The organism is Pseudoalteromonas sp. SANK 73390 (genome assembly GCF_054966645.1).
The window spans coordinates 104,942-126,038 of sequence record NZ_ARPN01000128.1 but is presented as its reverse complement, the minus strand read 5'-3'; the positions used below and the strand labels follow the sequence as shown (position 1 = coordinate 126,038).

20 protein-coding genes and 1 riboswitch are annotated in these 21,097 nt (G+C 41.1%); of the genes, 8 read left to right on the top strand and 12 right to left on the bottom strand.

The window, feature by feature from the left end; all coding sequences use genetic code 11:
• Positions 1–278: 278 nt before the first annotated feature.
• From SANK73390_RS18140 to SANK73390_RS18125, 4 genes are all read left to right on the top strand, one after another.
• Positions 279–950: a CsgG/HfaB family protein gene (locus SANK73390_RS18140; RefSeq protein ID WP_462767812.1), complete on the top strand. Its 672-nt coding sequence runs from the start codon at positions 279–281 to the stop codon at positions 948–950.
• A gap of 10 nt (positions 951–960) precedes the next feature.
• Entirely contained in the window at positions 961–1,314 is a 354-nt protein-coding gene (locus SANK73390_RS18135; RefSeq protein ID WP_462767811.1) for a DUF4810 domain-containing protein, read from the top strand.
• Complete coding sequence (locus SANK73390_RS18130) at positions 1,314–1,970, top strand: DUF799 domain-containing protein (protein WP_462767810.1); 657 nt, start codon at positions 1,314–1,316, stop codon at positions 1,968–1,970. Before SANK73390_RS18135 ends, SANK73390_RS18130 begins: the two co-directional genes overlap by 1 nt.
• 235 nt (positions 1,971–2,205) lie before the next feature.
• Positions 2,206–3,006, top strand: a complete 801-nt coding sequence (locus SANK73390_RS18125; protein ID WP_462767809.1) for a VOC family protein — start codon at positions 2,206–2,208, stop codon at positions 3,004–3,006.
• Positions 3,007–3,630: 624 nt separating this feature from the next.
• Here SANK73390_RS18125 and SANK73390_RS18120 read toward each other — a convergent pair.
• The 7 genes from SANK73390_RS18120 to priA form a co-directional block, all read right to left on the bottom strand.
• Positions 3,631–3,909, bottom strand: a complete 279-nt coding sequence (locus SANK73390_RS18120) for a hypothetical protein (protein ID WP_462767808.1) — start codon at positions 3,907–3,909, stop codon at positions 3,631–3,633.
• 20 nt (positions 3,910–3,929) lie between these two features.
• Positions 3,930–4,838, bottom strand: a complete 909-nt coding sequence (locus SANK73390_RS18115) for a hypothetical protein (RefSeq protein WP_462767807.1) — start codon at positions 4,836–4,838, stop codon at positions 3,930–3,932.
• Positions 4,839–5,212: 374 nt separating this feature from the next.
• On the bottom strand, positions 5,213–5,584 hold the full coding sequence (locus SANK73390_RS18110) for a gamma-butyrobetaine hydroxylase family protein (protein WP_462767806.1): 372 nt from the start codon (positions 5,582–5,584) through the stop codon (positions 5,213–5,215).
• 46 nt (positions 5,585–5,630) lie between these two features.
• Positions 5,631–6,959, bottom strand: coding sequence for an HslU--HslV peptidase ATPase subunit (gene hslU / locus SANK73390_RS18105; RefSeq protein ID WP_462767805.1), 1,329 nt, complete (start codon positions 6,957–6,959; stop codon positions 5,631–5,633).
• Between the two features lie 11 nt (positions 6,960–6,970).
• Positions 6,971–7,489, bottom strand: a complete 519-nt coding sequence (gene hslV / locus SANK73390_RS18100; RefSeq protein ID WP_261594119.1) for an ATP-dependent protease subunit HslV — start codon at positions 7,487–7,489, stop codon at positions 6,971–6,973.
• 78 nt (positions 7,490–7,567) lie between these two features.
• Positions 7,568–8,095, bottom strand: coding sequence for an SPOR domain-containing protein (locus SANK73390_RS18095; RefSeq protein WP_462767804.1), 528 nt, complete (start codon positions 8,093–8,095; stop codon positions 7,568–7,570).
• A 7-nt stretch (positions 8,096–8,102) separates the two neighbouring features.
• A complete protein-coding gene (gene priA / locus SANK73390_RS18090) occupies positions 8,103–10,271 on the bottom strand; it encodes a primosomal protein N' (RefSeq protein ID WP_462767803.1) in 2,169 nt (722 codons plus the stop codon).
• A gap of 225 nt (positions 10,272–10,496) precedes the next feature.
• Between priA and rpmE the strand changes: the two genes are divergently transcribed.
• Positions 10,497–10,712: a 50S ribosomal protein L31 gene (gene rpmE, locus SANK73390_RS18085; RefSeq protein WP_261594116.1), complete on the top strand. Its 216-nt coding sequence runs from the start codon at positions 10,497–10,499 to the stop codon at positions 10,710–10,712.
• A gap of 639 nt (positions 10,713–11,351) precedes the next feature.
• Positions 11,352–12,608 carry a malic enzyme-like NAD(P)-binding protein gene (locus tag SANK73390_RS18080; protein ID WP_462767802.1) on the top strand — a complete coding sequence of 419 codons (1,257 nt, stop codon included), beginning with the start codon at positions 11,352–11,354 and terminating at the stop codon, positions 12,606–12,608.
• 67 nt (positions 12,609–12,675) lie between these two features.
• Here SANK73390_RS18080 and SANK73390_RS18075 read toward each other — a convergent pair whose 3' ends face one another.
• A complete protein-coding gene (locus SANK73390_RS18075) occupies positions 12,676–13,701 on the bottom strand; it encodes a phospholipase A (RefSeq protein ID WP_462767816.1) in 1,026 nt (341 codons plus the stop codon).
• Between the two features lie 170 nt (positions 13,702–13,871).
• Between SANK73390_RS18075 and SANK73390_RS18070 the strand changes: the two genes are divergently transcribed.
• Positions 13,872–14,663, top strand: coding sequence for a hypothetical protein (locus SANK73390_RS18070; protein ID WP_462767801.1), 792 nt, complete (start codon positions 13,872–13,874; stop codon positions 14,661–14,663).
• A 107-nt stretch (positions 14,664–14,770) separates the two neighbouring features.
• Here the strand turns inward: SANK73390_RS18070 and SANK73390_RS18065 are convergent, their stop codons facing one another.
• The 4 genes from SANK73390_RS18065 to dapA are packed head-to-tail and all read right to left on the bottom strand — an operon-like array spanning position 14,771 to position 18,730.
• Positions 14,771–15,883, bottom strand: coding sequence for a succinylglutamate desuccinylase/aspartoacylase family protein (locus tag SANK73390_RS18065; protein WP_462767800.1), 1,113 nt, complete (start codon positions 15,881–15,883; stop codon positions 14,771–14,773).
• Positions 15,884–15,889: 6 nt separating this feature from the next.
• Entirely contained in the window at positions 15,890–17,095 is a 1,206-nt protein-coding gene (locus SANK73390_RS18060) for a PLP-dependent decarboxylase (protein WP_462767799.1), read from the bottom strand.
• Entirely contained in the window at positions 17,095–17,835 is a 741-nt protein-coding gene (locus SANK73390_RS18055; RefSeq protein ID WP_462767798.1) for a 2,3,4,5-tetrahydropyridine-2,6-dicarboxylate N-succinyltransferase, read from the bottom strand. The genes SANK73390_RS18060 and SANK73390_RS18055 overlap by 1 nt, the downstream gene beginning before the upstream one ends.
• A gap of 10 nt (positions 17,836–17,845) precedes the next feature.
• Positions 17,846–18,730, bottom strand: a complete 885-nt coding sequence (gene dapA / locus SANK73390_RS18050; protein ID WP_261594110.1) for a 4-hydroxy-tetrahydrodipicolinate synthase — start codon at positions 18,728–18,730, stop codon at positions 17,846–17,848.
• Positions 18,731–18,842: 112 nt separating this feature from the next.
• Positions 18,843–19,045: riboswitch (Lysine riboswitch) on the bottom strand.
• Between the two features lie 163 nt (positions 19,046–19,208).
• On the opposite strand from dapA, the gene SANK73390_RS18045 reads away from it, so the two are divergent.
• A complete protein-coding gene (locus tag SANK73390_RS18045; RefSeq protein WP_462767797.1) occupies positions 19,209–20,954 on the top strand; it encodes a response regulator in 1,746 nt (581 codons plus the stop codon).
• Positions 20,955–21,097 lie beyond the last annotated feature (143 nt).

The following is a 21,097-nucleotide window of genomic DNA, read 5'->3' as shown; positions in this document are numbered from 1 at the left end:
GAATGTTGGTGCTGTAGGTTGGATAAGCGAAGCGCCATCCAACGCCGTGAGTCCCGCAGCGGTTGTTAGATTGGCTCATTTAACCTTGTGAGAAGAAAATGAAAGCCCTTCATACCTAACCTCCCCCTAATCCCCGTTAATTTCTGTTAGATGATCACCACACATAATCACACAGTATTACAGAGAAATTTAGCTGTATGCGTATACTTATTTTTAGCAAATTTGATTATCACTCAACCTCAGCAATGTAAGTATTAATAAGCTAAAAGGATAAAATTATGTTCAAAAACACACTGTTCATCGCTGGTACAGCGGCAACTATATTACTCAGTGGTTGCTCGGCGACTGAATCATCAAAAACAATTGAGGTGCCGAAAGTTCAGTCGTTTAACTCTGCCTATACAGGAGTCAAAAGTAAGCTATCAGTTGGCCAGTTTCAAAACCAGTCAAGCTTTCACAATGGCATTTTCAGTAGCGGGGCTGATAGATTGGGCTCTCAGGCTAAAACTATTTTGCTTACCCACTTGCAACAAAGTAATCGCTTCACGGTGTTAGATAGAGCAAATTTAACTGCGCTTAAGCAAGAAGTTGGCTTTTCTGCTGCAGAGCAAAACATCAAAGGCGCTCAGTTTGTGGTTACAGGAGATGTGTCTGAGTTTGGGCGAAAAGAGCAAGGTGATAAGCAACTGTTTGGTATTCTTGGTAAGGGTAAATCGCAAGTGGCTTATGCGAAAGTAAATTTAAATATTGTTGACGTGTTGTCATCAGAAGTCGTTTACTCCGTGCAAGGGGCTGGGGAGTATAGTCTATCTAGCCGTGAAGTTGTAGGCTTTGGTAGTGCTGCCAGCTATGATTCTACTTTAAACGGTAAAGTACTTGATTTAGCCATACGTGAAGCGGTGAATAATCTTGTTTCAGGCATAGAAAAAGGTGACTGGCAGCCAAATTAGAGGCTTCATTATGAATAAGATACTGCTTATAGCATCAGTGACAGTGACGATTTTTTTATCAGGGTGTGGGACAACTAAAGCGCTGTATTACCATGGGTCATATTCAGAGAATATATATCAGTACTTTAAAACGGATGATACATCTATTGGCGAACAAATAAATGAGCTTGAGCAAACAATACAAGCTGCGAATAACCATAGCGCAGCAGTTGCGCCGGGTATTTTGGCACATTTAGGGTATTTATATTTGCTTGAAGGTAATTCAAAACTGGGCTTTGATTACCTACAACTGGAAAAAAAGCGCTACCCAGAGTCAGCACACTATATTGATTTTTTGATAAATAATGCAAAGGATACGATGTAATGAGTTTTGTAAAAATTATTATGTTATTTTTCGTGATTGCACTGACAAGTGGCTGTGCATCTCAGCATGCATCATACGATTACACGGCTTATAAGAATAGCGATCCACATTCGATACTGGTGCTGCCGCCGATTAATAATTCTAATGAAGTGATAGCGCCTTATGCCGTATTGGCTAATGCAACTAAACCACTTGCTGAATCAGGGTACTATGTTATGCCTGTTGCGCTAGTTGCTGAAACATTTAAAAACAATGGTCTTACTATTGCTCAAGATATTCATGCCGTAGCACCACGAAAGTTACATGATATATTTGGTGCCGATGCCGCCTTATATATAGATATTAAAGAATATGGTACGTCGTATGCCGTTATTAGCAGTGATACGATCGTTGAAGTGTCAGCGAGGCTTGTTGATTTAGAAACAAGTACGCTTTTATGGCAGGGTAAAGCATCTGCATCTAGCGGTGAACAACGTGATAGAGATATTGATAATTGGGAAGGTATGCTTGTTTCAGCCATTTTGAATCAAGTAATCGAAACTGCTACAGATAAAAGCTTTAAAGTTTCTCAAACTGCGACGCAGAGGTTGTTGTCAGCCAATCATCAAAACGGTCTTCTATATGGCCCTCGCTCTCCCAAATACAACATACCTTGAGTGAATAAGTGGTTAAGGAGGGCTGCTGTTTAGCTCACCTCTTGTTGTATTTTATTATCTTTATTCATGACTTTGTGTATCTCTATAATGCAAAACCAATGGTTTAACGCCGTTGGTTTTGATGGTGTATACTTATCATTAAAGCTGTTATAGCAATAACATTTAATGTGCAAATTGCATATCTCCATAACTGCGACTATCAACCTTAATAGTGTTATAAAAAAGGTGAACTAATATGAGTAAACTGACGTATGCCCATACCCATGAATTTTGTTGGGCTGAATTACGCGCAGCAGATTGGCGAGTAGCTAAACCTTTCTATTGCGCGCTATTTGGGTGGGAGTTCGAAGACGATCGTGACGCAAACGGTAACTTTTATACTAATTTCAACAAGCAGGGTGATATTGTAGCCGGCATGTATGAAATGGATGAAAATAAAAAAGAAGCGCGTGAACAAAGCGTATGGCAAGCCTATGTGGCTGTTACGAATGTAGATGCGTTAATCACCAAAGCTGAGGGCTTAGGCGGTTCATTAGTGCGTGGGCCATATGATATTGGAGAAGCGGGAAGAATGGCGATAATTGCTGACCCAGGTGGCGCACAACTTACTATTTGGCAGGCTAAAGAGCATATTGGTTGTCATAGGGCGTTTGAAGCCAATACGCCTTACTGGCATGAGCTAGCGTGTAGAAATCGCGATGTTAAAGAAGCTTTTTATAGTGAGTTATTTGGTTGGCACTCCGTTCACCAAACGGTAGAGAATATCGATTATGTTATTTTTAGTAATGATGACCATGCATTAGCTGGCATGCTTGAAATGAATGAGGCATGGGGCTCTAAAACCCCCTCACATTGGATGATGTATTTTGCCGTATTAGATTGTGATGCGATCACAACAAAGGCTGCTGGGCTGGGGGCTAAGGTGTGTGTGCCACCGACGGATGTGCCTGATGTAGGTCGTTATGCGGTGATATGTGACCCACAAGGGGCGTTTTTTTCTATCATTGAATCTTACATGGATGAAATAACACCTTAGTTGTTAGGTCGTCGTGTCAATCTCACTCATACTGCTGTTGTACTGGTACGAGTTGTGTGAGTACGCTTAGCCGAGGGGTACTCACTTAAAATAGCCAATTACTCCGAGTGATTATTACTTATTTACCAACTTTGTAACAAAGTGTTCGGCTTGGGCTTCACTGCAACCTATTTTTTCAATTACATATTCCTTTGGATCATTGATTAATCCGTTCAACATCCTTTCTTTAAAGTTTTCATCAAAAAGCTGCTCATTTGGAAATTCAACATTTGAGCTATTGATAAGTGTTTGAAATTGAGAGTTTGTCAGCTTCGATAAAACTTTAACTTCTCGCCTAAGTTTTAAAATATAAAATAAAAAACGCCTAGCATAAAGCTGTTGAGTAATTCGTAATACATATTCATGGAGAAATCCGGTAGCTTAGTAAGCTTATTGTTGATCTGATAATAAAATGACGTATGAATCTATTGTTCCTAGTAAGTTCGCGACTGGTGTTACTGACTCAACAACAAGCCCTTGGCTTTGTAGCTCTTCCAGTTGTTGGTTGAGTAAATCTAAGTCAGGCTGACTTGCAAACAGTATTTTTTTTCTTGCTGAAAGTAAAAATTTTTTTCATGTTAATACCTAGTAATTTAAGCTTAATTTTCGGATTCGACTCTGGTATTTCTTATACTCTGGTGACTTCAAAGTTTCAAGTGATGCTTGATTCATCTTGATGTCAGGTTGCTCTTTCAAGAAGAACTCAAGGACTGTGAGGTTACACTTGCTCTTAATACAGTAATCAAGCGCGCTCATGCCATCTTCAGTGATGTAGCCGAAGTCGAATGACGATATATATTTTTCTAATATGCCAAGTTGATTTTGTGCGATCAGTAAAGCGAGATCAGAGTTTTTAGGCTGCACCCCCATATCATAAAGCGATTCTATGACCCTTTCAGGGGCGTTTCTTTGCAGTGCTTGAATGTAAAAATATCAACAAATTCGACTCCTTGAGAGGAGTGGAAACCTGCTTTTTGGATGTATTCGTCCCATTTTCCATGCTTTGAGAGTGTAGTTATATCTCGTATTAGTTGCTGTGACTCGAATAATTCGAATGCTTGCTTATAAGAGATAATTTGCTCGTCAGTATTTTTATGCTCAAATGTTTTTATTTGCGCTTTACAGCGTGTATTAAGCAGCTTCAAAAAGTTACTGTAACTTATCAACAAAGATTCAAACTTGGCCACAGCTTGATTGTGCTCGTAGCCAAAGAAGATCATGGATTCAATAGCTTGTTCGTGCTCAAAGTCTGGAGAAGCACTCAATAGTGAAGCTATTGATGCTTCTAAACTCTTGCGTGTTGAAAAGTCGCAACGATCAGGAGCTCCCATGAGCAAGGTCAGATCATTGAGGTGGCGCACAGCAAGAGCGTCAGCAGTGTTAAGGAAGTAGTTTTTTAATAAATCAATTAGTTCAGACTTCAGAGTGATGTTTTTATGACTATTAACGGTTCTAGTTATGTCGCTAAGCACAGGTCTATAGCCATGGTCTAATAATGCGTATAGGAAATCAGATGTAGTGTATGACTCAATAAAAAAGCTAAAAATGGTGCTGTTGCCAAGCCTTAACCTGTTTATTTCTTTATTTTCTATTAGCTTTTTATAATTGGTTAAGTCTGAGGTAATGATTGCTTTCTTAAGCTGTAGTGCAAGGTTGAACGTCATTTGAGTTCGATTTCTTATGGATAAATATTCTGAATTTACAGTTTTTGAATTATGAATATTAATGTATAAGGCAACTTCTTCAGGGTTGTGATATTCAGTAGTACTCAATGATAAGTGATGCGAACCCATATCGCTGCAGTAAAGAGCTTTGCTAATGGCGTCCTTGTGGGCAAGGGTTTGTGGAGTAGTTGTAGGCCTATTCATTATTGCAGGTTCTTGCTTGTTATTACTTTGAGGTGAAACGAGAGGTAACTCTGTGTCTTTAGTTTCGTCTCGTTCAGTTTTTTATTGTAAGTAATGTTCAACAGTTTTTATATTATTCATAGGTAATTGGCTTTATCTTTCTTACAGTTAGCGTATCTAATGTGACGTTGTCAATTCATATAGCATAAATCAATCATGAAGGTGCATTTAGAGGCTTGACTAGAAAAGGCTTCAAAGCTTTGCGTTGTACCTTTTTAGAGTTAATAGACTATAAACGGAGGGCAAGTATGATGAAAAAATTACGGAGTGAACTTTATGGGGACTCTGTGTTCACTTTCTTTGTGTGCTTGAACACGTTGCAGATATTTATCCCATAATTGCGCTTGTTCCACACACAGTGTTCTGAGGTACTGCCAACTGTACAATCCGCTATTATGGGCATCATCAAAGCTTAAGCGCACAGCGTAATGACCCACTGGTTCAAGTTTGCTAATTGACACGTCCTGTTTATTCAGGACAAGTTTCACGCCTGCGCCATGATTTTGTACTTCCGCTGATGGAGAGTGTGTACGTAAAAATTCGCTGCTAAGCGTAAATTGTTTATCGTCATCAAAGTAAATATCTAAGGTATTACTTTTTTGATGATAATGGAGTTTGGTAACAATATGCATAATAAGCCTAATAAAACGGGGCGAAGTGCCCCGTTTATAGTATAAATTACAAGATAAAGCGCGATAAGTCTTCGTCTTGAACTAGTGCATCCAAATGCTGTTCAACGTAAGCTGCATCAATAACAAAGCTTTCGCCTGTTTTTTCAGAGGCATCATATGACAGCTCTTCCATTAACTTTTCCATAATGGTGTGCAGGCGACGAGCACCGATGTTTTCAGTTTTTTCATTAACTTGCCATGCTGCTTCTGCAATTCGGGTTAATGCATCATCGGTAAAGCTAATGTTAACTTGTTCGGTTTTCATCAGCGCTTCTTGTTGCTCTGTAAGTGACGCATGCGGCTCAATAAGAATACGCTTGAAATCTTTGGCTGTCAGTGGTTCTAACTCAACACGAATAGGTAAGCGACCTTGTAACTCTGGGATTAAATCAGATGGTTTTGACATTTGGAAAGCACCAGAGGCAATAAATAGCATGTGATCAGTTTTCACCATGCCGTGCTTGGTATTGACGGTTGAGCCTTCAATAAGGGGTAGTAGGTCACGTTGCACGCCTTCACGGCTCACATCAGGGCCTTGTGCTTCACCACGCTTACAGATTTTGTCAAACTCATCAATAAATACAATGCCATTTTGTTCAACGGCAAAAATAGCTTGCTCTTTAAGCTCTTCTGGGTTCACCATTTTAGCGGCTTCTTCTTCCACTAAAAGCTTGAACGCATCTTTGATTTTAAGTTTACGGTTTTTCTTTTTCTCGCCAGTCATGTTTTGGAACATGCCTTGCAATTGATTCGTCATCTCTTCCATGCCCGGAGGGGCCATGATCTCAACTTGTGGTGAAGATTCCGCTACATTGATATCTATTTCTTTGTCGTCAAGTTGACCTTCACGTAGCTTTTTGCGAAAGACTTGTCGTGTAGAGCTGTTTTCATTTGGTTGTGCTTCACCATATGCATCTTTGGCTGGCGGCAGTAGCGCGTCGAGTATACGTTCTTCAGCTGCTTCTTCTGCGCGATGCTGGTGTTTTTTAGCTTGTTGCTCACGAGTCATTTTTACAGAGATATCAACCAAATCTTTTATGATTGATTCTACCTCTTTACCAACATAGCCCACTTCCGTGAATTTTGTCGCTTCGACCTTAATAAATGGCGCGTTCGCAAGTTTCGCTAAGCGTCTGGCAATCTCGGTTTTACCGACACCGGTTGGGCCGATCATGAGGATATTTTTTGGTGTTACTTCTGAGCGCAAATCGTCATTCAATTGCATACGGCGCCAGCGATTACGAAGCGCAATCGCGACCGCTTTTTTAGCTTGGTTTTGACCAATAATGTGCTGGTCTAATTCGTGAACGATTTCTCTTGGGGTCATTGCAGTCATGGCAATTCCTCTTACAATTCTTCTATAGTTTGGAAGTTGTTGGTAAATACGCAGATATCGCCTGCTATTTTCAAACTCTTTTCAACAATTTCACGGGCACTGAGGTCAGTATTTTCAAGTAATGCGATTGCTGAAGATTGTGCGAAATTTCCGCCACTACCAATAGCAATTAAGTCATTTTCTGGCTGCACTACGTCACCATTACCAGTAATGATCAAAGACGCCGTTTCATCGGCAACGGCTAACAGTGCTTCAAGTTTACGCAGTGCTCTATCGCTGCGCCAATCTTTTGCCATTTCAACCGCTGCTTTGGTTAAATGCCCTTGGTGCATTTCTAGCTTGCTTTCAAATCGCTCAAATAAAGTGAATGCATCTGCGGTACCACCAGCAAAGCCAGCCAGTACTTTGCCATTGTATAAACGACGCACTTTACGGGCATTACCCTTCATTACCGTGTTACCAAGCGATACTTGGCCATCTCCACCAATGACAACTTTATTGTCACGACGTACGCTTACGATGGTAGTCATAGTATTCCTTAAAAACTAAGGCGCTCTTGGCGCCTTTCATTATATGATTGTTAGAAGATATGGGTTAATGAGCTAAAATCAAGTCCAACCCCAAATACCACACCCTACAATTTTGATACGTTTGAGCCTATTCTTATCACTTTCAGCTTGTCGTAAAGTGTCATAAGGGCCAAGACGAACACGGTACCAAACGCCATTGCTGCCTTCAGTGCGGCGTATTTCAGCAATTAGGCCTGCAAATGCCATTTTAGCTTTCATTGTTTCAGCTTGAGGATGAGTTCTAAAAGAACCGCACTGCATTTGATAAGGGCCTTTGCTTTTGATCTCTTTAACTTCTACTTTTACCTCATGTTCTTTAATTTCTTTAAGAAAGGGTTTTATCACAGGTTTTTGAAGTTTGTCGGGCTCTTTTTTTACCGGTTGTGTTGTTGTGTCAACCTTTACCTCGGTGGCATTGTGTTTAATGTACCAGAGGCCATAGGCAAACCCGCCGATCAGCAGCAATGCTGCCAACGCTAAAAAAGTCGGAAATGGCTTTTTAGGAGGCATATTCTTAGTGCCTTTGCTATTTTTTGGTTTTCTATTTATGTAATCGTGTTGTGCCATAACTTACTTAGTAGGTGTCCATGGGATCGATGTCTATGCTCCATCGCACCCGATTAGCCAGCTTATGTTCGCTAACATATTGCATTAACTGTTTAATATAGCTGTGTAAAATCATACGTTCTGAAGCTTGAATATGTAATTGATAGCGATATTTACCCGCCAGTCGCTCCATTGGTGCGGGGATTGGCCCGAGCAATTGTATACCACAGTAGGGGGTTGCTGGAACCAGATCCGATAAAAAGTCGAATACCTGTTTCGCATTTGTAGCTTGTGCCCTCAAAATAGCCAAGTGGCTATAAGGTGGTAGAAGGGCTTCCTCACGTTCTTTTAGAGCAAAGCGGGCAAAATCTTGATATCCATTGTTGACTAAATCCTGTAATAGCGGATGCTCTGGAAAGTGAGTTTGTAATAGTACTTTTCCAGCTTCTCCGCTGCGCCCGGCTCGCCCTGCGACTTGCGTGATCAACTGAGCCATATGCTCAGTGGCACGAAAATCACTCGAGTATAGGCCGCTGTCTACATCTAGAATGACCACTAGGCTAACATCAGCAAAGTGGTGACCTTTAGCAAGCATTTGAGTACCTATCAAAATGCGTGCTCCCCCTTTATTGATTTCGTCTAATGCACCTTCTAAAGCACCCTTGCGTCTAGTTGTATCGCGGTCAATACGGCTTATTGGCGTTTCAGCAAAGCATTCTGTAAGAAAGCCTTCTAGTTGCTCTGTTCCTATACCTGTGGGCATGATCTGCGTACTGCCACAATCAGGGCACTGAGGTGGTACAAAGCTTTGTTCAGAGCAGTGGTGGCATACTAATCTCCCCATCGCTTTGTGATATGTTGTACTAGCACTACAGTGTTTACATTGACTGAGCCATCCACATTCATGGCATAACAAAGTCGGTGCATAGCCTCGACGATTTAAAAATACCATCACTTGTTTGGTTCGTTTGAGCGTTGCGGCTATATGTTGCAATGTAGTGGGTGCCAACCCGGCTTGTTCTTTTTGACCCTTCATATCGACTAACAAGAACTGGTTATCCGTGGTGGTTTGAGCGCGCTGTGATAGGGTCAGCAGTTGGTACTTACCGGTTATTGCCTTATTTAGAGTTTCAAGTGCAGGTGTGGCTGTGCCTAGAATAAGAGGAATATTAATACTAGCACAGCGATATGCAGCTAAGTCGCGGGCATGGTAGCGAAGCCCTTCTTGCTGCTTAAAAGAACCATCGTGTTCTTCATCTACAATGATCATACCTAAACTTTTAAACGGTAAGAACACACTTGAACGTGTACCAATTACCAACGCACAGCTACCTTGCTCTGCTCTGCGCCAGGTATGTAAGCGTTCGTTATCTGTTAAGTTTGAATGCCATAAGTCAATAGCAAGGTTAGCAAAGCGACGCCTAAAACGGTTGACTGTTTGTGGGGTTAACCCTATCTCTGGCACTAGGATTAGGGCTTGCTTGCCACTTTGAACAATGCGTTCCAAGCTTTGCAAGTAAACTTCGGTTTTACCACTGCCAGTGATGCCTTCAAGCAAAAAGCAGCGATAGTTATGTTGTTGATTAATTGCACTGCAGGCAGTGGCTTGCTCTCCATTTAATCTGGGCTTATTAGCAATGGTGACAATTTTATTTTGCCACTGTGTATCATGCTTTATTTGCTCAATGATCAACTGCTTATCAAGTAGGGCATTAATTTGTTGCTTACTAAAACCGAGTGCTTTTAGCTCGGTTAAGCTTGACTCACCGGACTTGTCTAGTTGTGCCAGTAGTGCCATTTGTTTTTTTGCTCTTAGCTTAGGCTGCAGCTTACCAGCTTCACTTAATACATAGTTGGCAATGATGGTTTTGTCTGGGTGTGCGCCATCACGTAGTGCAGCTGGTAACGCGGTAAAAAGGGTTTCGCCAATTGGGTGGGCATAATATTGGGCACAAAAGCGTAAGAACTTAAGGTGAATAGCAGATAAAATAGGGCTGTCGTCCAATACTTCTGTTAATGATTTTAGTTTATTTGCAGGCACTTCTGAAGTGGGTTTAATCGCCATGACGATTGCGACGAGCTTTCGATTACCAAACGGCACTGTGACCCGACATCCGACTTGTACAGTGCAGTTATCAGCAATACGATAATCAAAGGTGCGAAACAAAGGCACTTTAATGGCAACTTCAGCAAACATCTTGGGCCTTTTGGGCTTACTTATAAGATGGCTAATGTACTATAAGCACGGCCTAATAACGAGATGGCTTGACGCTTAGTTGTACAAAAAACACTAATTTTGATGATTTATTACTTGTGTAAAGCCTTGGAGTTACATAAAATACGCGTCCATTAATTTATATAAACTACGTATGGTGCCAAACTTCGGGTTTGGAGAGCGATACGGCCTAACCTAGAGGTTGCTATGAAAGAAGGTATTCACCCTAAATACGAAACGATTAATGCTACTTGTTCATGTGGTAACAAGTTCCAAACTCGTTCTACACTATGTAAAGACATTCACTTAGACGTATGTTCTGCGTGTCACCCGTTCTATACTGGTAAGCAAAAAATTCTTGATACAGGTGGTCGTGTTGATCGCTTCAACAAACGTTTCGGTGCACTTAGCAGCAAAAAATAAGAAACGTTTGACTAAAAAGGCACCTAAGGGTGCTTTTTTTGTGCCTGAAATAGGCATGTATGGGTATTTTTCATAAAAAGTACACCGCCCTATGTTCTTGCTTTAACTAGATCAGTAAACCTTACAAAATAGCTTGATGTAGAGTTTTAACTCTAATTCTTTGTTTTTATCTCCACTATTCATTGTTTTGCATTTGTTAATCAATTTTATAGCGCTATATTTTAAGTCTGTGATAAGGCTATATTTGCTTATGAAGGTTGGTTTGATGCATAAAAATGCTAACTGAAAGAACATTATTTTCTTGTTGTAAATTGCAAACGTGTCTCTATTATTGTTAATTTAAGGGTTAATTTCGGTTATATATCGTTATTTTGTAGTTTTTTATGATTGGCTTTGGTGTTTAGCTAGGTTGCATATATTCCCCTCAAACAAACACCTTTAGTAGCACATTTTGGCTGCGTAAAATTGGTTAATATAGGTTAAATGTCGGTAAAAATGCAGCTATTTTCGGTTAAATTAGGCTTAAGTGGATCGACCTCAAATAGCTTGAATATATTTATAAACAAGGTATGGTTTAACTAATTTTGCGAATTTTATCTCACTCTCACTTTTAACTTCTTAGCAGGAAAAAATCGCGTCATGGCAAACTTTCGTGAACAAGCACTACATTATCATGCACACCCCGTTCCAGGTAAAATCAGCGTCGAGCTGACCAAGCCAGCGGAAACTGTAAAAGATTTAGCGTTGGCTTACAGTCCTGGTGTGGCAGAGCCAGTACGAGAAATTGCAGCTGACCCAACCGCAGCATATCAATATACAGGTAAGGGCAATATGGTGGCAGTGATCAGTAATGGTACTGCTATTTTAGGGCTCGGCAATTTAGGCCCTTTGGCGTCAAAGCCTGTTATGGAAGGTAAGGCGCTATTATTTAAACGCTTTGCAGGCCTTGATTCGATTGATATTGAAGTGAAGCATCGTACTACTGAAGATTTTATCAATACGGTGGCCAATATTGCTGATACGTTTGGTGGTATTAACCTTGAAGACATTAAAGCACCAGAGTGCTTTGAAATTGAAAAAGCGTTGATTGAGCGTTGTGATATTCCCGTTTTTCATGATGATCAACATGGTACTGCGATTGTCACTGCTGCAGGTATGCTCAATGCATTAGAGATCCAAGGTAAGGATATTCATGACGCTATTATCGTCTGCTTAGGCGCTGGTGCAGCAGCAATAGCTTGTATGGAACTACTCATTAAATGTGGCGCTCAGCGAGAGCATATTTATATGCTAGACCGAAAAGGTGTGATCCATACACGTCGTGATGACTTGAACGAATATAAAAAGCTATTTGCCAACAATACAGATAAACGTACCTTACAAGATGTGATAGCAGAAGCTGATGTGTTTGTTGGTGTGTCTGGACCTGACTTGCTTAAGCCAGAGGAGCTAAAATTAATGGCGAATAAGCCAGTGGTATTTGCGTGCTCAAATCCAGACCCGGAAATTAACCCAGAAGTTGCACATGGTGCGCGTCAAGACTTGATCATGGCAACAGGACGTTCGGATTATCCAAACCAAGTAAACAATGTACTGTGTTTCCCGTTTATTTTCCGAGGGGCGCTCGATGTGCGTGCAACGGCAATTAATGATGAGATGAAGATTGCAGCGGTAGAAGCGATTCGTAGCATTGCCAAAGAGCCTGTTCCTGCTGAGGTACTAAAAGCAGCTGATGTAGAGAGTTTGGAGTTTGGCCCACACTACATTATTCCCAAGCCAATGGACCCGCGTTTATTGCCTCGGATTGCTAAGGCAGTGGCAAACGCAGCAATTGAGTCGGGTGTGGCACAAGTTGATTTACCTGATAACTATATGGCTCATCATAAAGCACAGTAATTTTGATTCAGTATGTTACAAAAAAGGCAGCCCTATTTGGCTGCCTTTTTATTATAAACACACTTTGCTATAAAATATCAGTAAGTAAAATCCCCACGCCAAAGCGCTGAACATGCGCGTTATAATCAATCATGCTCTCACCATAGCCATTAAAATATTGCGCATAGCCGCGTAACCTTCCCCAAATAGGGAATGACCAATCAAGTTGAATTGCGCCTTTATTATCACTGTTCAGGTTGTTACGCGTCATGAAGCCAAACTCATGTTGTTCATGGCGATACACACCACTAAACTCAAAATAGCCCATGTATTTATAAATATCAGGGTTGTCATCGCCTTTTGCGATTAGCTGATCTTCTTTCTCATCTTCTGGGAGCCTATACCAGGGCTTGAAACTAAACACAAAGCCATTGTTTTCCCATATGAAATTAGCATATAAACGATTCCAAGAGCGAGAGTTTGGTTGGCTTCGCCCGTTAGACTGGTGTGATATACCTAATATGACGGCCATTTCATCGCCCCAGAGCACATTCTCATCATCTAAGAAGTTTATCCAAAATAATTCTGGTTCGTAGTTAGTTTCGCGAAATGGTGACGAGATGTCTTTGTTATAAAATTGCCAAAATGATTGCAAGGTAAAACCCATATATACGGCTTGATCTGGGTCAGAAAATCCGTTGTAAACAGGGACCTTTAGTGAGATTTGATATTTTACTTCAACATTGTCTAAAGGTTCACCTTGTTCATCATCAATTGCACGCAAGCCACTAAAGGGTCGATTGTTCGGGTTGCTGATATAAGATACAGGTAAAATATAATTACGATGATGTGGCGTGATCACATTGCGGTTTTTTTGTGTAATTTGTTCTCTAGCCACTCTTTTATCAAGTGCACTCAGCTTCTGTGCAGCCTCTAACTCGGCGCACTGTGTTTTAAGTTGGGCAATCGTTTTATTTTGATCGCCAGAGAGCACCCCATTTAAAATACACTGTTTGACTAAGTCAATTTCATCATCGTCTTGTGACTTGTTTGCCATCGTATGCGAAGAAGAAACAAAGAGTAAGGTACTAAGAATATAAAGGTGTAGCTTCATCAATTATTGTTCCATCAAATATTTTAACGCTAATTATACATAGCTTTACAGGTGTTGCGGAATAATTATACGTTGCGGTAAGGTTTAACAGGCAATGCATTATAGACCATGGTAATGTTTGGTTTCATATGCTTTGTATTTAAAAATATATTTATAACAGGAAAAGAAAAATGATAAAAAAGTTCAGCGCAATCATATTTTTGATGCTAATGACGTTCCCAAGTTACGCAAATATTGTAGGTTCTGCGATTGATATTCATCGTGCTTATCCCAGTGTCGATGTTGATTATGATGTGGCACCAGTGACAACCGTTGTAGCACAAGGGCCTGCTGATAACGTGGTCTTGCAATATGCAAATATAGATATTGAGCAGAATAAAATAATCATTGAATTTTTTGCTGGCAGTGCTTTTGAAGGGGTCAGTGGCAGCACATTTGATGGCTATGTATTTAGAGGATTTAATGGCAAATTATCTGATGCAAATTTAATTAGTAGTGATCTTGCACGAAGCCAAGTGATGTTTGATGCAGACTCAATTTATGTTGATCTGGGCGGGAGCTTTGCAGCTAATTTCAAAGTAGTTATTGGCTTTACTGCTGAGGTTGTTCAACCACAAGGTGCGCTAACAATCAGGTTCACACCAGAAGATAGCATTTTAAATCCTTCTGTTTCAGCACAGGGAGGGCAGCTCTTTTTTACTAAGTTTATTAAAAATCTCGCTACAGAGCCTGCATTGGTTGAATCTTTTGTTTACGTTACCTTTCCAAATGGTGAGGTGCGCAATATTGATATTCCTAAAACACATAAATTATTAGCAGGGCAAAGTCTTACGATGCAAAACTGGGCATTAGATGTTAAACCTTGGTTTCCTGCTGGTGAGTATCGAGCGGTGTTTACAGCTATTGATACGTTAAATGGTGCCGAATTTTACAATACAGTTAAATACTTTACGAAGCAGTAAGTGTGAGCACTTTGATACATAAAGATAAAAAAGGCTGGCGGCACATGCCGCCACACCTTAGTAAGCTTGCCATAGCTTGCTTACTCTCACGCAATTTTTTGTAACTATTACAACTCAAAGTAATGAGTAAAGAATTTATACAGCTCAGTGCCTTGATTGACCGAGGCGGATGCAAAGTGCAAAATAGCAATCGCATCTTGCTCAATAGTTAATGTATGTAGTGGCTCCTCAGCCAGATAGCGCTCCATTCTCAGAATATGTGCAATGGGTTCACCTGCTTTTAGGTGAGCACCCAGTTCAGCACTATATTCAACCATGCCGCCCATAGGGGCATAGTATGCTTTATAATCTTTAAGCATACAGGCAAAGCGTTTCATCGGTTTTGGTGTAAAAGGAGAGTTTAATAGTACTTCTTTGTGAGTCAGGTAGCTCAATATTCCTTGTGCATCTTCAGCTGCTTGAGCTAAATCAATTTTCTCTTGTGAGCCAAGTTCTACAGTAAAAGCTTCTACTAATACCGGTATTTCTCTGCCTCGTGCTTTGAATGCGTCACTCAAAGCCCACCAAGGGCAAAAGCTGGCTTCATCCAATGCCCCATCAAATTCATTGGGAATGAGCAGAGTGTGAGGTATATCGAAGTAACTTGCACTGCTTTGTGCATACTCAGGGCAATATAAATGTTGAGCAGAAATGGGGCCAGTATGTAAATCTAATACAATGTCAGCCTCATGGGCTAAACGTTGTAAGTTCAACGCAATACGCTTTCCAGTACTAATACTATGTGCAGGCCCATTAAGTAAACTTTGAGTTTGCTCAACCAACAGTGCATGAAACTGTTGCTTAATATTGCTAATAGGGCTTTCTAGATGCTGTTTTACAAAGTGTTCAATGAGTGCATTATGATTGTGGTACATGCGATTCCAATTAACACCTGTAATTGGGTCAAAGCGGCCTAAGGTAAATTCTCCCGATTTTTGGTTGCATCCAATAGGGTTTGCATAAGGCACTAAGGTGATCTCAGCAGCAAGAGGTTGCTGTTTTAGTTGTTCCAGCAATTGATAAATTACGGCATTGCCTTGTACTTCTGCACCGTGCATATTGGCTTGAATATACACTTTAGGACCAGTACCATTGCCTTTTATTCGATAGACGGGAATGGTCAGAGGCAGGCCGTTGGCGACTTCTCCAACTTGAATATTCTCTTGATATATTTGGTTCATAGTGCGCTACCTTAAATAAGTACTTGCGGGCTGTGACGTTCGAATGCAGTTAATGGCATTATTTTCAATCACATATTCGGCAGGCAACTCGTGACATAAGAAAAACGGCATACTCTCAGTAAAGCCGTACGCACCACACTGGCTAAATACTATCCAATCTCTATCATGCATATCATTGGGCAAATTATGGCGACCTAAATGGTCAAGTGCGGTGCATAAAGGCCCATGCAGCAAGTAACTGCTTGTTGGGGCGGTTGACTGCCTAAGTAACTCACATGGAAAATCTTGACTGGTTACTGCTGGGCGTAATATATGATTAATGCCGCCTGCGACAATCAGTTGGCGTTCACCATAGTTTTGTTTTTGCTCTATTACAGGGTCAACATAGTGGCCATATTCACCCACGGCATAGCGACCAAGCTCCATCCAAAGTTCATCAACCCCAGCAGCCGCTTTAATAGAGGCGAGCGCGTCCAGCAAATGTGGCCAGTTTAAACAAGCATCGTGTTCATGATATGGAATACCTAGCCCACCGCCTAAATCGAGTACCTTTAATTTAAAACCAAGGGTGCTTGCTAGTGCAACAAGTGGTTTTACCATTTGCGACCAAAGTGCTGCCAGCTTTTGGGTGCTCAGCATATTGCCCCACTGAAAGATATGAAGGCCGGTAAAGTGCAAAGCTGGAAAAGCAGTAATATCGAGTGCTTGCCATTGTTCAATGCCTAAACCAAATGGGGTCAGGCTATCGCCACCTAGTGGATTTTTTTCACCCTCAGGCCAGCGCAACTGTACGCGCAATAAAACTTGTAATTCAAGTTCTTGTTCGCAGGCAGTTTGGTTGAGTAAATTAACTTGGTTGAGACTTTCTGCCACAAAGGTTCGCACCCCTTGTGACAAAAAGTATTGGATCTGCCTTTTTGATTTAGCAGGTCCGGTGTTGAGCACCCGAGATGAACTAACGCCTTGTGTTAAGACTTGTTCAAGTTCGCCAGCGCTTGCAACGTCAAAGTCAAACCCTGCCTTGTCTAAAGTTTGGATCACTTTTGATAAGGGGTTAGCTTTAACGGCATACCACAATTTAACTACAGACTGTTCAGTCAATGGTTTTAAGTGTGATAGCAAGCCGTCTAAGTCGTAGACAAAAAACGGCGCTTGCTCAGTCTGTGTGATTTTTTCAATCACTTGGCGGTGTGCGGTGCTCAAAAACGGCATTATCGTAATACCTCTTCCAACTCTAATGACGCATCGCTTTGCTTATCACGGTATTTTACGATAAGTGCACAAGACATGCTTAAACCTTGCTCGCGGCCCCAAGCACTTGAAGATGGACGAGAGCCCGGGATCACGATGGCATTCTCAGGGATCGCTTCACCTTTATCTAGTACTCGTTCGTTGATGCAATCATAAACAGGGATCGTGGCTGATAAGCGCACACCTGGGGCAAGTACTGCGCCTTTTTTAACCACAACGCCTTCAACAATCACGCACCCTGCGCCAATAAATGCGTCATCTTCAATCACCACCGGACTTGCGCCAATAGGCTCAAGCACACCGCCTAATTGTACGGCTGCACTAAGGTGAACATTTTTGCCTACCTGAGCACAAGAGCCAACTAACGCATGACTATCAACCATAGTTCCTTCATCAATATAAGCGCCAATATTAACGTAAGCTGGTGGCATAATAATAGTGCCTGATGCGACATAAGCACCTCGACGCACACTCGTACCTCCTGGCACCATACGCACACCAGCATCGGCTGCAAAGCCTTGAGGCGCCAGATTATCTTTATCTACAAAGCCACCGGGGAACTCAGTATTGGTTCCGTTTTTAAATGCCTCTAATATGCCTTGTTTAACTTCTACATTGGCATGCCAATGGCCTTGTTCATCTTGTGTTGCTGCACGCACAGTGCCATTTTCTAAATTATTTAATAATTCTAACCAGCTCATGATAATTGCCTTAATTCCAAGATAAAATTGATTTGTTTGCGATGTTAAGAGCTTGGTTACATGACAGCTCTTGGTGCGTTAAGGGGGGGCGAAGATTAGGTGTTGAAAGCCTGCCTTGGGTATGCATTAGCACTTTAACGGGAATTGGGTTTGCAACAGTAAATAAACTATTCACCGCACCAGTCCAAGTGGTAAATAAGTTTGGAAAGGTACCAGCAAGAGAGCGCCTAACGAATTCGGCTGTTTGCTCTGGCCATGCATTGGCAGCGACAGACACTAAGCCAGCGGCACCCGCTTGAGCAAAATAAGGCATTAAGCCATCATCGCCACTGTAAATAGCAATATTGGGTGCGGCATCACGGAAAGATTCAAACGTTGCAATGTCGCCACTGGCTTCTTTAATAGCCCAGAAGTTATTGTAATGTGTTAAGTTTTTTATAACTTTTGCGGTAATGGAGACGGCACTTCTACCAGGGACATTATAAAGCATACAAGGGCGTTGAGTTGCGCTGAGTAGTGCTTCAAACCACTGGGTTTGACCTACCTCGCCGGGCTTGGCATACAAAGGGGAGCCTAGTAAGTAGGCATCAATGGGTTGCGTGTTACAAAACTCCAGCCAAGCTAATTGCTGCGTTAGATTAAAGCCACCAACCGCAACCATGATAGGTACGCAAAGGGACAGCGAGCAAACATATTCGACAATAGCGCGTTGTTCACTTATTTCAAGTGCTAAGCCTTCGCCCGTACTGCCTAAAAGCAAAATGCCATTATTTGCTTGTTGTTGCTCGTTAACGAGCGTTTTTAATGTGTCATAGTCAACTTGGTTAAGCGCATCAAAGGGCGTAACCAAAGCGGTCCATAACGGATAGTCAGATAAATCTAATTGTGATTTCATCTCTAGCGAACTTATAGCGTGTTCGTAGTAAGGAGTGAGCCCACACCTCGAACAGTTAAAATTCGAAGAGCAATGGACTTAAAAATGACAAGGCAAATGGCCTTATTATTTTAAGACCAGAAGCTCTCCACCAAAATTATGTGCTTGTTAATGTTAACAGCACTTGGTGACAGTCGCTGGGATTCAACCCAGTCGCCCGAAGTAACAGCTTAGCAAAGTGCTGTTGACTTCTCGGCGTTAATTCCCCTCACTCAGTTTCATCGGAGTTTGCTCTCCTCAACAAAGTTACCTGAATAACGCACCTCTTCCAGCCCTTGACCAAGGTAAAACCTTGACCACAAAATAGGGTGAGCGGGCATTGAAACACTTTAGCCTTCTAGGTGTCAAGTAATGAAACCCTATTCTTTATAAATTAGGCTACACTTTTTTAAGGCACTAAACTGCGGCAAAGCAAAGTGGGGTTGTATCAAATAATCTTATGTTAAAAATAATTAAAGCGGTGCGCGTACGTTACATTTTTGCGTTATTAGCTATGGCACTTTTGGTCTCTATGGCTGCCGGCTTGATGCAATTTTTATTGTTTGAAAAACAGCAAGATGCAAAGATTATCAACATTGCAGGCATGCAGCGGATGTTGTCGCAAAAAGTGCTGCTAAAAGCACATCGCTTAGCAAGTATTAGTGAGTCCACTGTTGCTATGCAAAGCGTGAATGGTGAGTTACAAACCAGTATTAATTTGTTCGCACAAAATCATGAATTTCTGGTTAATTTAAATGCCGAAGGTGATTTTTTTTCTGAGTCGTTGAGCGCGTGGTACTTTTCAAAACCAGCTATGCTGGACCAACGAAGTCGAGAATTTGTTCAGCGTATTCGTAACTTTCAGCCCACTGAACAAAGAGAATTAAATGAGCTTTACATGATATCTCAAGATTTGCTGGTTGATCTTGATAGGGCCGTACAGTTATTTGAACAACAATCTAATCAAGGGGTACAGCGTTTAAGGTATGTTGAAAGTGGCATTTGGTTACTGGCAATGTTGTTATTGATACTAGAAGCTAAGTTGATATTTCGTCCAATGGAAGCACAAATTTTGGCTGGTATTAATGAACTTAAGTTTCAAAAAAATGAAACTGAACAGGCATTAAGTATCAAGTCGCGTTTTTTGGCGAGGGCGAGTCATGAATTGCGTACTCCTTTGCAATCCATTTTAGGTTATCTGGACTTGTATCGACAAGAAAGGCAAGTTCATCAATTGGAACAAGCTGTTACATCTGCTAATCAATTAAATGTATTAATTAATGAGATGCATGACTTTAGCCGTTGGTCTAATGAAAAAATTAAAATTCAAAATAGTTATGCGAAGTTAAAGACAACGATTGAAATGGTTGCGGCTCCCTACAAACTCTCGGCACAAAAAAAAGGCTTAACGTTAACTGTGCAAATGGATGGTATAGGTAATACGCGGCTTCAGTGCGATCACCAACACCTTGCGTGGGTCTGCTCACAGTTAATTGACAATGCGATTAAATTTAATGATTCAGGAGAGATCCTGCTAGTCGTTAAAGTTCATACTTTGCAGATGCAGGCATATTTAAAGATACAAGTGATTGATCAAGGTTTTGGGTTTGATGAGGAACTACTAAGTACTTTGAATGATCATGAAAAAATCGACAACCATTTTCAAGGGATGCAATTGGGCTTGGTACGATGTCAGTGGTTGGTAAACGCTATGTCAGGGGAGTTTAAGTTTTTTAACCGTCCAAATGGTGGGGCGTGTGTTAGCTTTAATATTCCTGTAATTTTAGCTGAAAATGGCACGAGTGAGCGGCAAATAAATGCGCATGGGGCAAAGGCACTATTAGTAGAAGATAATGCTATTAATGCGGTGATACTTCAAAAGCAACTGCGTAATTTAGGCTTTGACGTACAGCACGTTAGTCATGGTAAAGCAGCAGTAGAGATATTAGCGTCGCGATCGTTCGATGTTATTTTTATGGACTTGAATATGCCCTACATGGATGGCTATGAAGCGATAGATCATATACGTACAAAGCTAACCCTTGATATCACTATCATTGTTGTGACAGCAAATGATGAGCCACAAGATATAGCCAAAGCACTCCGGTTGGGCGCAAATGAATATATTGTTAAGCCGCTGCAACAGGATAAACTCACTGACATGTTGCTACGTTTAGGGGTGATAAGCGCGAGTGAATGTACATAATTGTTATAATGGGGCAAAGCGCCCCATTTATTATAATTTAGTTAACCTCAGGTTTGAATAAGGGTTTTGGAATAGAGAATATTTTGCAAACAAACATTACGTACAATCCAATGAAGATATTTTTTTCAATATCAAGGCGCTTT

Bases quoted from the DNA above. Each gene is read 5' to 3' on its own strand.
- SANK73390_RS18140 (WP_462767812.1), top strand. From the start codon at position 279: ATGTTCAAAAACACACTGTTCATCGCTGGTACAGCGGCAACTATATTA.
- SANK73390_RS18135 (WP_462767811.1), top strand. From the start codon at position 961: ATGAATAAGATACTGCTTATAGCATCAGTGACAGTGACGATTTTTTTA.
- SANK73390_RS18130 (WP_462767810.1), top strand. From the start codon at position 1,314: ATGAGTTTTGTAAAAATTATTATGTTATTTTTCGTGATTGCACTGACA.
- SANK73390_RS18125 (WP_462767809.1), top strand. From the start codon at position 2,206: ATGAGTAAACTGACGTATGCCCATACCCATGAATTTTGTTGGGCTGAA.
- SANK73390_RS18115 (WP_462767807.1), bottom strand. From the start codon at position 4,838: ATGGGTTCGCATCACTTATCATTGAGTACTACTGAATATCACAACCCT.
- SANK73390_RS18110 (WP_462767806.1), bottom strand. From the start codon at position 5,584: ATGCATATTGTTACCAAACTCCATTATCATCAAAAAAGTAATACCTTA.
- hslU (WP_462767805.1), bottom strand. From the start codon at position 6,959: ATGACTGCAATGACCCCAAGAGAAATCGTTCACGAATTAGACCAGCAC.
- hslV (WP_261594119.1), bottom strand. From the start codon at position 7,489: ATGACTACCATCGTAAGCGTACGTCGTGACAATAAAGTTGTCATTGGT.
- SANK73390_RS18095 (WP_462767804.1), bottom strand. From the start codon at position 8,095: ATGGCACAACACGATTACATAAATAGAAAACCAAAAAATAGCAAAGGC.
- priA (WP_462767803.1), bottom strand. From the start codon at position 10,271: ATGTTTGCTGAAGTTGCCATTAAAGTGCCTTTGTTTCGCACCTTTGAT.
- rpmE (WP_261594116.1), top strand. From the start codon at position 10,497: ATGAAAGAAGGTATTCACCCTAAATACGAAACGATTAATGCTACTTGT.
- SANK73390_RS18080 (WP_462767802.1), top strand. From the start codon at position 11,352: ATGGCAAACTTTCGTGAACAAGCACTACATTATCATGCACACCCCGTT.
- SANK73390_RS18075 (WP_462767816.1), bottom strand. From the start codon at position 13,701: ATGAAGCTACACCTTTATATTCTTAGTACCTTACTCTTTGTTTCTTCT.
- SANK73390_RS18070 (WP_462767801.1), top strand. From the start codon at position 13,872: ATGATAAAAAAGTTCAGCGCAATCATATTTTTGATGCTAATGACGTTC.
- SANK73390_RS18065 (WP_462767800.1), bottom strand. From the start codon at position 15,883: ATGAACCAAATATATCAAGAGAATATTCAAGTTGGAGAAGTCGCCAAC.
- SANK73390_RS18060 (WP_462767799.1), bottom strand. From the start codon at position 17,095: ATGCCGTTTTTGAGCACCGCACACCGCCAAGTGATTGAAAAAATCACA.
- SANK73390_RS18055 (WP_462767798.1), bottom strand. From the start codon at position 17,835: ATGAGCTGGTTAGAATTATTAAATAATTTAGAAAATGGCACTGTGCGT.
- dapA (WP_261594110.1), bottom strand. From the start codon at position 18,730: ATGAAATCACAATTAGATTTATCTGACTATCCGTTATGGACCGCTTTG.
- SANK73390_RS18045 (WP_462767797.1), top strand. From the start codon at position 19,209: ATGTTAAAAATAATTAAAGCGGTGCGCGTACGTTACATTTTTGCGTTA.